Here is a 13,751-nt window from a genome sequence, read left to right on the forward strand (position 1 = left end):
GCTCGAAGAGATTCAGGCCGGGCAGGGGGCCGACGTCAGCGCGACAGCCAGAACTTTCCCGCCGCCAACTTGCGCTGGGGCGTCGATCTGCCCGAGGGCAGTTATACGCTCAAAGCCATCGGCTACGCGCAGGACGGCACCGTCGAGGATGAGATCACGCAATCCTATCAGACGCAAAGCTGGGGGCGCCGCATCCGTTCGTATCAGTGCTCTGGATACCTCCGATGGCGTGGCCTCCGTTCGCTGCCAGATCGTCGACGCCGAGGGCGTGCCCTGCCTCGATGCCAAAGACTTCTATCATTTCTCCCTCGCCGGGGATGGCCGCATGATCGACAACAATCAAGGCTGCGTTCGCGCCAGCCTTGATTGTCGGCGCCTGCAACGGACGTGCCCAGATCTCGGTCGAGCTCCGCGACGGTGTCAGTGTGCTGGCCATCACGGTGCCCGGTCTGCCGACGCAGCTTTGTGACCTTGTCGGAGGTGTCGTGATTCGGAGCGGGGACACTCCTGTCCCTGGAAGCGCGGAGGCACGCTGAATGTCGCTACTTTAAGCTTATTGTCGTAGTCGCGACTTTCCTGGCATGAGCGAGTCGAATGCAGTCGCCATCGAGTCGAGGTGGCTTAGGATGCTGCATATGGCGTCTATAAGCAGCCACTACGAGCCACGCTTTGTTGTAATAGGAATTCTTCAATTTGTCCTTAAAATGGTGCCATTCGAGGCGCGGGGCAGAGTGCATCCAAATCGTAGATCGGGTCTGTTTTTTGTTGAATAGATTAAGTTATATTTGATTGGAGAAGCATGCTAGGGGCGGGTTAATTCTAGTCTCAGCATACTACAACCTATCACCTATAATACCCCATGAAGAATCCACAAAAACTTCTTTCGATGAGTGCATTGGCTCTGCCTCTGATACTCGCCTCTCAATCCGTTCAAGCGGCTAGCATTGTCGCATCGGATGATAATTTTGTGCTTAAAGTGAATGGCAATGCAGGAGCGACCAACACTGTCCAGAACGAGAATGGTGACCTTGTCATAAAGAACGCCACGAATAACATTCGGGAATCATGGCTCAAATTCGATCTTACCGGACAGAATGTCGATTTCTCACAGTCGGGAACGATCACTTTGACACTTGCTTCCAATTCGTCTTCAGATGCGACGTTTGATATTTCGCTCTACGCATTGGATGACACGGGAACCACTGCCCCCACCTGGACCGAAAGCACCATTCACTGGAATAATGCGCCGGGGAATGATACAAGCGGAAATGGTTTAGAGTCTGGCGAAACGACCTTTCTCGGCGCAACGGGAACGATTGCCACTAGCACGGCAGCGGGCACCCAATACCAATTCACCATTACCGATTGGTCCGATTATCTGCAGAGTGACAATACCATCACGACGATTGCCATTTCGACTATTAACTCGACTGGACCTTCCATCGTTTTCGCCTCTTCTGAGAATGCCACCGAAGCCTGGCGTCCGACGCTGACCTTCACGCAAATTCCCGAGCCCGGCAGTTTTGCGCTGCTTTCTGGAATGCTCGCACTGACTTGGGGTGCCCTCGGTCGACGCCGTGTTCAGTAGGGCCTGACTCGCTCGGCTTAAGCCGAGCGGTTCGAACACCTTGAGCTGACAACAAGCCTCACGGCCTTGAGGCATCGCAACTAAATCAATCCTGTGACTTATCCTTCAACCCCATTCGCAATTATGAAACTACCTCAAAAGCCTGACTTTGAGCTCACATCATCCGCTCCAATTTCCTACGCTATCAAGTGTTCAGCACTCGCCATGGCCGCCTGTGGGCTTGCCGCTCCGATGCTGAACGCGGCTGACGTCACGCAAGTGCGCAGTGTGTCCCAGGGAGACCATTGGAATGAAGCGAATACAGATGGAGGGGCTATCTGGAGTGATGGTAATGCCGCGAGTGCCGCCAACGATTATTTCGTTTCGGGATTCACGCTGAGAACCACGACTTCAAGTTCCACCTTTAGTGGTAATTCTTTGACGCTGCAATCCGGCGGCTCGCTTTTGCTCAAGCCGGGCGAAGCCAACCGGATATACACGATCAACAACTTGATCCTCGATGGTGGTACGATTAACCATGGTCAGCCTTCGAATTCGAATACCTTTATTGCGGGAGCCATTACACTCCTTTCGGATTCTCTATATACCGCCACGGGATCCTCTTACCGCAATGCCACCATCTCGGCTTCAGTGTCGGGGAGCAGCGTATTCAATGTGAACTTAGGAACGAGTGACGATCTAACGATCTCGAGCGCTTCCAATTCATTTAGTGGCGAATGGCGGGTGACCCAAAGCGACTCGGGCAGCGTCAGCGATTTCTTCGCGACGGGCAATGGGGCACTTGGCAATGCCGACGTGACGATTGGTAGCGGCATCAAGTTCGACGTGGATTATGACATTGCCAGCTCCACAAAGACATTGGCTTTGGACGGCATTATGATTCTGGATCAGAATCACACATTTGGGATCGTTCAGATCGACGGCGACACGCTGGCAGCGGGCACATACTCATTTGCCGATTTGAATACCGCCTACGATGCCTTCTTTGAGGATGGCGGCACAGGTAGTATCACTGTGGTGCCGGAACCGAGCGTTTATGCGCTGCTTTCGGGGCTGTTGGTATTCGCTTGGATTGCGGTGCGCCGCAGTGTATCCGAATAATCGATACGGCGACCGATATGGATTTCAGGGTTATTTAGGTGCCCGCCACGCAAGCATTGCGTGGCGGGCACCTATATTGGACTATGAATAGCGATTGAAGCCAATCGGATCCATCCTGATCATTGTTTCGTCGCCTCCGTTTGCCGCTCATCGAGCTTCCATGCTTCGCCTTAAGGCTACGCAGGACACAGTCGTTTCTCTGAACCGGGGTCGAACGGTTACAACCCCGAAACTTCTTTGGCGCGCTCAGGACATAAGAGTTTCGACCTGTCCCGCCGTAGCCTTCTTGACCTCCGAAACCTGCGGCGTTAGGGGTGTAGGCGGAGGCTACGATTCTAGTCAGCTTTCAGAATGCAGGTTGATAGGTTTGGTATTAGGTAAATGAATCTGTGGAGTCGGCTTTTATTGCCTTGAGCTGTGCCGTTGGAAGATGGCATAAACATTACCTATGTTTATGCCATTAAGACTTCTACCCGGCCTCTCAATGTTTCTGTTGTCGTTCTCTTGTCTGTCTGCGCAGGCGCTCGATGATAGTTTGCGCATTCTAGATGAGCTTATGTTGCAGGCGAATCAGGTGAAGCAAAGTTGTGATGAGCAATTGAAACAGATTAATTTGAATGATAATGAGCAAGATCGATATGCTGCGCAGCGAATTGAGCGACAATTGACTGAATTACAATCGCTGTCTTTACAGCTCAAGAAAGCTCGAATATATACAAAGAATTCGAATTACCGTGAGGCGCTACAAAGCCTACAGCGTCTGGAGTCGAAGGTGGTGGCCTTGCTTGTGTCAGATCAAGCGCTCGAAGCTTATATTGAGTTAATCGGTGAGTTGCAAACCTTGCAGCAGCAGGCATATCAGGTTTGGTATGCGCGAATTGATTCGCTGATCAGTGAAGCTCGCAGCATTTGTCTTCAGGCGGAAACTTCCGCTGATCTTGACCCACTCATGCTTCAACTGGCTGCGTTGGAAATAAAACGTCCAAGCGCAACGGACAATATTGTCGTCAGACGTGGCGCGGAAAAGCTACGTGGCACGGTGAGTGCCTTGCACATCTGGATGCGTTATTTGGATCAACGTAGTGCTGGAAATGCTAAAGCAGCGAATGATTTTCTCAAGCAATTGGAGCTCAATTCATCGAATTTTCCACTGCACACTCGTGAAGAACTCTCTCAGAAATGGCTGAAGGAGGAGAAAGCTGTCAGTCCAGAGGCGCTTGCGGCTCAGATATTGTCTGAAGTCTCAACAAATTCTGATAGTATTATGCGAGCGATTGAGCGCTTTGAGGTGGCTGCGAATGATCCTAAATTAAACGGTGCGGAATATTTTTTGACAGATATTATCCCCAAGCTAACCGCCTTTAAGGAGGGGTTTGCTCAATTGGAAGACAAGGATTATGAGACGGCACGATCGCTTTCCAAATCAATTTCTGGGAATTCGGGTCGAACTTATTTGCGGCCGTATTTCGATGCTTTGCAGAAACGTCTCTCGCATGGTGTGATCGCTCTGAGATTGGAGCAGTTGACTGGGCAATCGATCGATGCTGAACAGTCCATCGAGGCGCAAATTGACAAAGCTATTGAACAGCTTTGGGCAGAAGGAAAATTACTGGATATTAAGGAACTCCTACAATTGAAACCTGTGGCTAGGAACTCAGATGCCTGGCGTCTTATCCACGAGTCACAATCAGCCATAAAGTCTTATTTAACCGCTCAACAATTTGAAGAAGCGGGCGACGTGGTTTCCGCCTATCAAGATTACCGTAAAGCCTTGAGGTATTCTGGAACCGAGCATCCGCTCAATCAGTTAGCCATTGATGCGATGAAGCGGTTGCGGGAAACAGCCCCCGATCAGATCAGCCGGTTTGATGAGAATGCTCTGATTGAACAAATGGATCTGCTGTATGATGCGTTGAGAAAGGCACGATTGCGTCGGTTTTAGTCATTTATGGATACGCTCGCACGCTTACTGAAATCACTGTTTTGCTGTTTTTTAGCGATTAGTTTATTTACGCTCCATTGTCGGGGCGACAGTCCATTACCTCGAACATGGTTCGAGGCCTATGAGCGGTTGAATCGATTCAGTGAAGCAAAGGAAAAACATTGGCCAAGCTCGCATCTGAGCATTCAAGCAGATGGGGCAGTTCATTGTCTCCTTCCGAATGATGGGGAATTTGTGCGGCTTGGCATTGATATCGTTAAGTATGAGTCTAGCGGAGGTGGTTGGATGCTCTCGAGGGTTCTCAACGCGCCCAATCCTTCGCTCAATGACCGAACGATTCAGTTCGAGCCTGGCATTTATGCAGGCATGGTTTCTTCGACAGTAGAGCGCGTTAGCAGGTATCATGCGCCTATTGTCTGGTTCGAAGTTTCAATTCCCGACAAACTAGCCACATCTCGAAATTCCAAGTCGGCTCGTGTTTTTAATGAGATTTCACCGCCTAAAGAACCTAGCCTGCTTTGGCCCAATCAGCGCATAGTGGATTTTATCGATTTGGCAGGACTGTTTGATCGGCGCGCGCCTATGGAACTTTTAAAGGAGAATAAAGTGGTGTCCCCGAGCGCCACACTTCGCATTCGAAATGACGGGGTTCTAGAGCGCGAGCTATTTAGCGATCCTAAATTTGAAACAGCTCTACGTTTATATATCTATAGATATAATGAGCTGGTTGTGAACCGTCCCGCTGCGGGACAAACTAGGTTTACCTTAAAAAATGAGGGCTATGGGAGTTACCGTGCCTTCCTCTGTGTCGAGGGCCCTCACGGAGCGATGCCTGTGAGTAATCTTCTAAACTTCCCATTGTTTCCTGATGGCGAAGGTCAGATCCACTGTATCCCGGATGATCGAAACCAAAATAAAATTCCTGATTTCTTTGAAGGTTCAGACATGCCTCCTCGCGAGTATCAAGAGCTTACAGTTTTATGGAAAAGATGGTGGTATAGTTTGAATAGAAATCTTAATCGAGATTCGGTCGATGGCATGTGGCTCATTGTGCATCCGGCTCTACAGGATCGTTCGGAGTAGGACTGAAATGCCTCCAAAAAGGCCAGGAGCTCCTAGCTGACATGCACCAAAGGGGCATTTACGAGTGATCCGTACTTCGCTGGTATAAGCTTATGCTTCGCAGGGAGAGTTTTTACTCTCCTACTTAACAAGCGGGGTGGCTCGCGAAGCAATACGGTGTGGTGCTTTTCTTCTCAACTTGATTGAATATGTTATGAGTCTGCCGGATCTCTTCAGTTTGCTGTATTTAAGAATTTCGGCATGATCTCGGGGCTACCGTCGCATTGGCACCCAGAAGTCCTCGTGCTGATCCTTGCGAGTCACGTCTTCCATTGTGACTCTGCCGATCGAGCCGTCGTAATAGACGACGGTGGCTTTGCCATTATAGCGATAGGCCATCGCCATCTTCGAATACCGCTTGTTTCGCGGTCAGATAGACCCCGTGGTTATCCTGGGCGAACAACTGATTGGCGGCCGCAAGTTACTGGAGGTTTTAGAGACGTAGGCATTGATCCGCACGTTCAGGATCGCGGCCAGAAAGCCGATGATCGCAATGACGACTAGCAGTTCGAAGAGGGCACTTTGGGGCATCAATTATAGGGGAAGTCATTTCACTGGGGCAATGTAGGCTGTGGAGAAGCGCCACATTATAAATTAAGATATTCGCAGTGATGGGCAAACGCCCTGTGAGTTGACGTATTCAACGGGCTGTATGCTGCAAACGGCAACATCCTGAGGTAAGTGCGATGGGGGGTGCAGTGGCGCGCGACCTAGGTCGCGCCGGTGTTGATGCCCCTTGGCCACGGGCAAGATCCTGAAACGTATTCTTCGCTGCCCTGAGGCTCAATTTTATTTATTTAGCAAAGGCAAGGACTCGTCGAGCGCCAACCAAGCCGTCCGAGTGGGTGCAGTGTCGCGTTTGCCTGCTAGGACCCGGCGCGACCAAGGTCGCACGCTACCGGGAATGCGGTTGAATCACGACCTATTCTATTTAGCGACGCCGACGACGGAGCAGTGCTACCATCGCGATCGCGCCGCCGAACAAGAGCGCTGATGAGGCGGGTTCGGGGATGAGGCCGAGGACGACAGCCTCATTATCGGTGATGGTGAAATTATCGTAGTAAATTTCCTGTTGAGCGCTGCTGAAGGTTTGGAAAAAGAAGGAATCCAGGGTTTCGCCGGTGGAGCGGAACAGGACATCACTCAATACCAGAGAGCTTGAGCCGGATGAGTCGGTTAGCCAGACGTCGTAGCGGTTGTTGGCCAGTGCTTTGCCCTCGTAGTTGACTGAGGCGCCGGATTCGTTGCCGACAATGTCCATCGCGTAGGACGAGTCCAAGGCGTAGGCATTGGAAACCGCGGCGACGTTGGTGGCATTGAGGGTGCCGTTGTTCAGGCTGATATCCACGGCGGCATTGTCGGAATTAGTGTCCGCGCCCACGCGAACGAGAATACTGTCATCGAGACCGTCCCCGCTGGGTTCATAAAAGAGAAAATTAATGCTGAACAGACCCCCGTCGAGAGCGCCTGCAGTTGGACTGTTCACCAATCCAGCGACCGCGCCGTCATCGCCATCCGCATCCCGGTGGATGACATACTGATTGCCCGCTCCCAGCGAGAACGGGTCGCCGGCCGTCGAGAGCGAGACTTCGACTTGGGATTCATCGTCTGCGCGGTTGAACGCACCGTCGGTGACATTTGTGAGGCCTTCAAAGTCCTCTTCGACGAGGACTGCAGCCGTGAGTGGAGTTCCGGACAGGACTACAAGAAGAGAGAGTGGGGGGATGATTTGGGGTAGTTTCATAACTTTATCTCCTTATTTATGAGCATGTTTACTATATTTCTTCAGTGATCAGATGCTAGGGGAATATGCATTTCAGTCGGGGTTGAGGGTTCGTTTGACATGGGGCACATTCATTCGAACGGTCGGAATTCCTGACTGGGGCTAAAGCGCCCAGCTCCGTTTGCCTGTAGTTTTACATCACTTGGCAGGGGGAGATCCTATTCATGGGGCAAACGCGAGCCGCAACGAGACAGGAGCGGCATACGCCGGTGACTGCACGGGATGGTATGATTGGGGCATACACTGTTTGCTGGTTGCACAAAAAAATCCCCCGAAGCTTTGCGCTTCGGGGGATTCGGATGAAATGAGGAAATCTCGCGATTAGCGGCGTCGGCGAAGGCCTACAAAGGCCAGTGTCGACAGCCCCAATAGGATGCTTGCTGCGGCGGGCTCGGGGACTGTGGCGAGAACAAGGGTCGGACGGAAGGACTCGGTCGTGGCTTCACTGGAATGAAAGCTGGGGTTGTTGTTTGTGTTGTCCAGTTTAGGTCCGGAAAGGCGAAATGTGATCGTATTGTCGGCCTGAATATAGTTGGCAATATTCGAGAAAGTGATCGAGTGCGGCACATCGCTGGCGTTATACGACCAATTGTAGTCAGTGCCGAGATCTGTAAAGGTTCCTGCGGGGCGGCTGCTATAGGTCACGGTCGTTTCGGACCAGTCTGCTCTGATTGGGCTGTCATTCGACAAGGCCTCGAAAGTAAATGTTGCATTGTCGCCGCCGCTAGCGTTCGTGACTCCCCGAAAAGTCACATTCAGGGTGGCGTCTTGACTGGTGTCCAACGAACCAATTACGGAGGATAGATCGAACTTCATAAAGCCAATTCTGGAGCTGCTATTTGCAGTCTTAACGGTGATAGCAGGTGCATCAAATTGGTAATTAGTTGAGCTAGAGCTGGAATACACATAATTATCGTCCGATGCGCTCAGTGTAATCGAAGCCGACGCTTGAGTAATTGTTAAAGCAGAGAGGCATGCTATAGTTAGGATGTGTGCTCGTTTCATAATAGATGGGGGGCGGTGTGTATGTTGAAAATTGTAGGAATGCTTTAGTAGAGCCGACGCATGGTTACAGTTTTTAGTTGGGGCAAATCGGCTATGGACTAATTAATATTGATTAAAAATTGGGGCGATGCAGTGAGTTCTTAATTGAACCTATTCAATCAGATTGCCCTTCCTTGTGTGTGATCCGTATTCGACCACGGTGCGCGACCTGACTCTTGGCGTTGGTGCGTCGATAATTCGTGTGAAGCGAGCGTTCTTGTTTTTTTTTGAAAAGATGCCTCTTCAATGTGGTGTCTGCCCAAAGGGGATGGTATCAGCTCGTCGGCGCGTGGGAGGTAGCGCAAGACGCCGTCGCGGGAGAGGAACCATTCGCCGGGGGCATCCAGTGCCGACGGCAGGTTTTCCAGATGATATCGGGTGCCGGGGTTGCTGTCATTCCCGTCTGGTGAGACAAACCAGTCACTTCCGGAGGCTTTTGTTGCCAGGATCAGCTCGAGGCGGACGTTGTCGATGTAGATCGGTACGGGCATCGAAGCGTTGGCGCGGATGTAGAACCCGGCGAAGTTTTCAAAGTTGGGTTCCGTCGCGCTTGCTTTCAGTTGGCTGAGAGGAATGTGGATTTCCTGCCATCCAGTGACTGTCTTTACTTGGAATCTTATCCATCCTCAGCAGTTGTGCACATTTGAGTGGATCGGCGCCATTCCCGGAAAGCGTGAGAGTCTCCGCTTTGAGGGGGATTGCATGATGAGCCAATCCGACATCCTCGACCAGAAGTGTTTCGAAGATGTGGTATCCTTCCGGAGGGTGGGCGATCGGCGAATGGCTATTGAAAAAAAACTGATGCTTACCCGTTGAAGGACTTTACAGTCCGGAAACTTCGACTTTCAAAAAAAGTTGATCATGCCCGATCTCGCTTTGCTTTTGATAGCAGACTTCTTCGATCGTTCCAAGATCAGTGACTGATTCTACGTTGAATCCGGTGCTATGCCATTGGTTCAGGTTGACCGACCACTTTGGGGTGTAGCTCAAGCTGGTATCGTATTTTTGGCGTTTGAAGCTTATTTGGCCAGCGCTAGGGGATGTGACGACTTGAAGCTCTAAGAGAGGGGCCGATTGGGGGGAAGTGGGATCGCTATTAAAGGCATATTCGATGCCGTTGGAACTGGAGTCGCCATCGTCATCCTCATTGGGAGTCGGGGAGGCCGATACCCAGTTATCAAACTGCGTCTGCCATAAGTCGAAGCGAGTGCTTTGGAGCGCGAATTCTACCCAGTTGAGATTAAACTTCTCACCACTGCCGCTGCAGCGTAGCACGAGCTTGCGTCCTGTGCCGCCGGGTTGCACCTCCACATTCGAGAGCGTAACTGTCTGCCAGTTCTGCCAACCACCCGTGGCAGGAGCGACGACTTTTCCGAGTAATTGCCCTTCCAGATACGCTTCGATGCTAGCTAGGTGACTGCTGTTGTTGGATGCCAGTCGGAAATGGAGGTCATACACGCCAGCGGTCACGTCCACACTGTAAGCCAACCACTCTCCGCCATCAAAGCCTCCGATATTGTAACCGCCGCCTGTATCGCTGCAAAGGGCGATATCCACATCGTCATCGCGATAATCCGTCGCGGAAAGGTTATTTCCGGAGCTGACATCGTGATAGGCGGTCAACTCGCCACCTTCGTCGTAATTCTCGGCTTCGATGCGCCCGGGAATTAGATGGGGGATGCCGCCATAGGCGCGACTGTCTACGGTGCCTGGAAACAGGTTGATATGCATGGTCGCTTGTGCCTCCGCAATGCGTTGTGTCAGGGCGGCATCGAGATCTGCAATGAGCGTTGCGTGACCAGTTGGATCAGAATAGGCTAGGTTGTTGAGCTCCTGTGGATCTGAAAGATGGTCGTAGAGCTCGATGTTGTCCGCACCGCCGCCCTGCCACCGGGTGTAGCGATAACGTTCGGTGCGCAGGGTGTAATTGTCGTCTTGCTGAGTGAGCGCACTGTCGCGGAGCTCGCTGGTGGCGTCATTTAAGATGGGGTTCAGACTGATGCCCGAGGCGTTTTCCGGTTCGGGTAGTCCGGCAAGTTCGGCCAGCGTTTTGTAGAGGTCGACAAATTCCGCCAGGGATTGAGTGGACTGCCCCGCGGTGGCCATGCCCGGCGCAGAGATCATGAGCGGCGCGCGGGTGGCATCTTCAAAGAGGGTGGTTTTCTGATACTTATCGTGCTCGCCCATATGATAGCCATGGTCGGATAGAAACACTACGATGGTATTATCCCGTATGCTATCGCTGTGATCGCCGTCACCGTTTGGATCGTCGAGAGCGGCCAGCACACGCCCCACTTGTGCGTCCATGAACGAAATGGTCGCATAGTAGGCGTGGATCGTCTGGCGGGCGAGCGTCGCATCCAGTCCGTTTTCATAACTTCGTTCACGCAGCGTGGCGACGGCTGCGGCCGGCAGCGTCGAATAATAGTCTGCGGGCACTGTGGGCACGACGATGTCATCCGGATCGTAGAGATCGAAAAATGACTTGGGTGCGACGAAGGGAGTGTGCGGTTTGAAAAAGCCCACTGCGAGGAAGAAGGGCTGCGCGTTCTGCGTGTAATCGTCGATCAGCGAGATGGCCTTCGTCGCCACCATACCGTCGGTGTGGGTGAGCGGGTCGCCCTTGTCCACGCCGTCTGAAGTCGTGCCCTCGGCTGCGAGATAGCTCAAGCGAGCACCCGTGCTAGTCCATCCACCGCTCTGCCACGCGCTGCCATTCCGGTTTAAAATCTTAATCTCGTTGCGCACTTCGCTGCTGTTATCGACACCCGCCGGATTGAATCGTTCGTCCCAGGATTGCGCGTCATCTTCACCATTTTGCCCAATGCCGTTAGGGTTATTCATATGATAGAGCTTACCCACGCGCGCGGATTGATAGCCGTGATTCTTGAAATACTGCGGCAGCGTGACCACTTGTGGTAGAATGTCTCTGACGGAAGTTTTGAGGTCTTTGACCCCATTCTGATCTGGGTAGAGGCCTGTGAGAAAACTCGCGCGCGACGGTCCGCAGACCGGCCATTGGCAATAGGCGCGCTCAAATCGCAAACTCTGAGCCGCTAAGCTGTCGAGTTGTGGCGTTTGCACTAAAGGGTGCCCGAAGGCGCCCATGTTTCCGTTTAAGTCGTCTGAAACGATCAACAGCACGTTGGGCGTTTCGGCCAGCGCTGTTAGTTTTAAGAGTAGGCACAGCAGAGTGACGGCACTCAGTCGGGTGATTGACGTAGATCTCATTATAGGTGGCATTGCCGAAGCTGAAGGGCAAAAAAAATGCCAGCTTGGAGAATCCAAGCATGGCATTGAGAAAAAGCGTTAAGCATGACGCGTTGCCTGTGCTTATCGACGCGTAGGCCGACGGCTGAAGGCCAGCAACAGACCGGCTGCGCCAGCTAGTAATGCGAAGGCCGCCGGTTCCGGCACCGAGATGACCTCCAGGGTGTTCCAGTGAGCGGAGTCATTGACGGAGCCGCCGTCTGGATTGTTGGACCAAACAATTTGTAGGGTGCCGCTGGCATCGGCTTGCACACTGCTCAAAGTGACGGTGTCGCCTGTATAGTTTCCAGGATTCAAAGAGACAGAGTCACTGCCGACCGCCCAAGTTGTATTTGAACGGTCATTGGTTGGCACGCTGGCAAAGAATGAGAGATCATAGAACCCGTTGGCCTCCAAATCTCTTAATTCAAAGGTGACCGAGATAGAATTGTTCTCGCCCCGATTTAAGAACATGGTATCGCGGGTAGCGGAGGTCGCATATCCAGTTGAGGTTGCTACATTGTTGTCCGCGCCACCGATACCGGATGATACATTGATACCACTGCTCTCGCTTAGATAGACTAAATCGACGCCAGTGTTGGCTCCGGTTGAGTCGATCATATCCGTCAGCATTGTATTCGGGGGGGAGCCGAAGCGATATGTATCCAATTGTGCAAAATTGTTCCAGTTGCCGGTAGTTTCCTGTCCGGTTTTACCGAAGTCGACCAGTATGGTCTGGGCGCTGAGTTGAGCGCTGACGCAGAGTAGGAGTAAAGGAGCTAATTTTTTCATAACTATATAAGGAGTGGGTTTTGATGGTTTAACTGATACTCATTAAAACTGCAGATTCCTCTCGACATCGCAAAATAGTTTATACTTTTATTGTAAAGTAATGAGGGTGACTCAACGGACTCTAGCTGCCAAATTAGGTATTTCTGCGAATGCGGTATCGTTGGCATTGCGTAATCATCCTTCCATATCTGAAGCGACGCGGGCGCGGGTTAAGGCGATGGCGGAAGAAATGGGCTATCGGCCGAATCCGTTGGTGGCGGCGTTGACCGCCGACCGGAACAACGGGCGGCGAAGCGATGTGACAACTTTGGCCTACTTGACGACCTGCCATCACCTGCGCAGTGATATTAAAAGCATTAGGCAGTTATTTTACAAGGGAGCTTTTGAACGGGCGGAGGCCTGTGGTTTTGCGCTCCAAGAATTTTGTTTGGCAGAAGCGGATTTTAATGAAGCCATCTTGCAGCGAATTTTACTGAGCCGTGGGATCCAAGGGGTATTGATTGCGCCGCCGTCCGATCCGAATCTATCGATTCAGATGGATTGGGAGTATTTTGCGGTTGCTGCTTTGGGGCACAACTTGGCGCACCCCCGTGTGCACCATGCCGCCGCAGCTGCCTATCAAGATACCTTTAATATGTTGAGTGAGCTTAAAGCGATGGGATATCAGCGACCCGCTGCTATTTTAGGGAGGCGGAATGAACGCAATCAGCATTCACAACGTTGGGCGATTTTTGAGCATCTGTCCCGGCAACTTTGGGGGCTATCGCAGCCGTATGTATTTGTATGCGATGATGCATTGACGGAACGCACTCAGGTGGAAGCTTGGCTGCGTGACGTTCAGCCTGATGTGGTCATTTCAAGTTATCATCAGTTTAAAGCTTCGGTTGCCACAGTGTTGGGTGAAGTGCCTGCCGACGTAGGTTATGTCGCGATTGAGAATTCGGCAAGCGAGGAGGATGCGCGCATTGATTTCGTGCCTGAAACGGTGGGCGCGGTAGGGATCGATTTAGTGACCGCTCAGCTCTATAGAAATGAGCGTGGTATCCCATCTGTGGCAAAGGCTGTTCAAGTCGAGAGTCCGTTCGTGCGCGGTTCGAGTCTACGGGTGCTGACTCCGTAAGCCTACGCGG

Annotated in this window: 13 protein-coding genes; 6 read left to right on the forward strand and 7 right to left on the reverse strand. The window is 52.0% G+C overall.

Features of this window, described 5'->3' with window-relative positions:
• Positions 1-154: 154 nt before the first annotated feature.
• The gene (locus QEH52_RS07265; RefSeq protein WP_308949435.1) at positions 155-439 is read right to left on the reverse strand and encodes a hypothetical protein; all 285 of its coding nucleotides are present in this window, start codon (positions 437-439) and stop codon (positions 155-157) included.
• 420 nt (positions 440-859) lie between these two features.
• On the opposite strand from QEH52_RS07265, the gene QEH52_RS07270 reads away from it, so the two are divergent.
• The 4 genes from QEH52_RS07270 (at position 860) to QEH52_RS07285 (ending at position 5,714) form a co-directional block, all read left to right on the forward strand.
• Positions 860-1,588, forward strand: a complete 729-nt coding sequence (locus QEH52_RS07270; protein WP_308949436.1) for a DNRLRE domain-containing protein — start codon at positions 860-862, stop codon at positions 1,586-1,588.
• A 123-nt stretch (positions 1,589-1,711) separates the two neighbouring features.
• A complete protein-coding gene (locus tag QEH52_RS07275; RefSeq protein ID WP_308949437.1) occupies positions 1,712-2,689 on the forward strand; it encodes a PEP-CTERM sorting domain-containing protein in 978 nt (325 codons plus the stop codon).
• A gap of 448 nt (positions 2,690-3,137) precedes the next feature.
• Positions 3,138-4,631, forward strand: coding sequence for a coiled-coil domain-containing protein (locus QEH52_RS07280; RefSeq protein WP_308949438.1), 1,494 nt, complete (start codon positions 3,138-3,140; stop codon positions 4,629-4,631).
• A gap of 285 nt (positions 4,632-4,916) precedes the next feature.
• A complete protein-coding gene (locus QEH52_RS07285) occupies positions 4,917-5,714 on the forward strand; it encodes a hypothetical protein (protein WP_308949439.1) in 798 nt (265 codons plus the stop codon).
• Positions 5,715-5,966: 252 nt separating this feature from the next.
• Here QEH52_RS07285 and QEH52_RS07290 read toward each other — a convergent pair whose 3' ends face one another.
• The 4 genes from QEH52_RS07290 to QEH52_RS07305 all read right to left on the reverse strand — a co-directional run bounded on the left by QEH52_RS07290 (position 5,967) and on the right by QEH52_RS07305 (position 9,071).
• On the reverse strand, positions 5,967-6,092 hold the full coding sequence (locus QEH52_RS07290; protein ID WP_308949440.1) for a hypothetical protein: 126 nt from the start codon (positions 6,090-6,092) through the stop codon (positions 5,967-5,969).
• A 592-nt stretch (positions 6,093-6,684) separates the two neighbouring features.
• Positions 6,685-7,497, reverse strand: coding sequence for a PEP-CTERM sorting domain-containing protein (locus QEH52_RS07295; protein ID WP_308949441.1), 813 nt, complete (start codon positions 7,495-7,497; stop codon positions 6,685-6,687).
• Positions 7,498-7,857: 360 nt separating this feature from the next.
• Positions 7,858-8,541 carry a DNRLRE domain-containing protein gene (locus QEH52_RS07300; protein WP_308949442.1) on the reverse strand — a complete coding sequence of 228 codons (684 nt, stop codon included), beginning with the start codon at positions 8,539-8,541 and terminating at the stop codon, positions 7,858-7,860.
• Positions 8,542-8,699: 158 nt separating this feature from the next.
• Entirely contained in the window at positions 8,700-9,071 is a 372-nt protein-coding gene (locus QEH52_RS07305) for a hypothetical protein (protein ID WP_308949443.1), read from the reverse strand.
• Between the two features lie 82 nt (positions 9,072-9,153).
• Here QEH52_RS07305 and QEH52_RS07310 point away from each other — a divergent pair, with 82 nt between their 5' ends.
• Entirely contained in the window at positions 9,154-9,396 is a 243-nt protein-coding gene (locus tag QEH52_RS07310; protein ID WP_308949444.1) for an FAD-dependent oxidoreductase, read from the forward strand.
• Between the two features lie 6 nt (positions 9,397-9,402).
• On the opposite strand, the gene QEH52_RS07315 is transcribed toward QEH52_RS07310, so the two are convergent.
• Positions 9,403-11,811, reverse strand: a complete 2,409-nt coding sequence (locus tag QEH52_RS07315; RefSeq protein ID WP_308949445.1) for a sulfatase-like hydrolase/transferase — start codon at positions 11,809-11,811, stop codon at positions 9,403-9,405.
• Positions 11,812-11,913: 102 nt separating this feature from the next.
• Positions 11,914-12,621: a hypothetical protein gene (locus tag QEH52_RS07320; protein WP_308949446.1), complete on the reverse strand. Its 708-nt coding sequence runs from the start codon at positions 12,619-12,621 to the stop codon at positions 11,914-11,916.
• A 100-nt stretch (positions 12,622-12,721) separates the two neighbouring features.
• On the opposite strand from QEH52_RS07320, the gene QEH52_RS07325 reads away from it, so the two are divergent.
• A complete protein-coding gene (locus tag QEH52_RS07325) occupies positions 12,722-13,741 on the forward strand; it encodes a LacI family DNA-binding transcriptional regulator (RefSeq protein ID WP_308949447.1) in 1,020 nt (339 codons plus the stop codon).
• The last annotated feature ends 10 nt before the right edge of the window (positions 13,742-13,751 follow it).

Source organism: Thalassobacterium maritimum (genome assembly GCF_031127805.1).
In the GTDB taxonomy this organism is placed as follows: Bacteria; Verrucomicrobiota; Verrucomicrobiia; order Opitutales; family Coraliomargaritaceae; genus Thalassobacterium; species Thalassobacterium maritimum.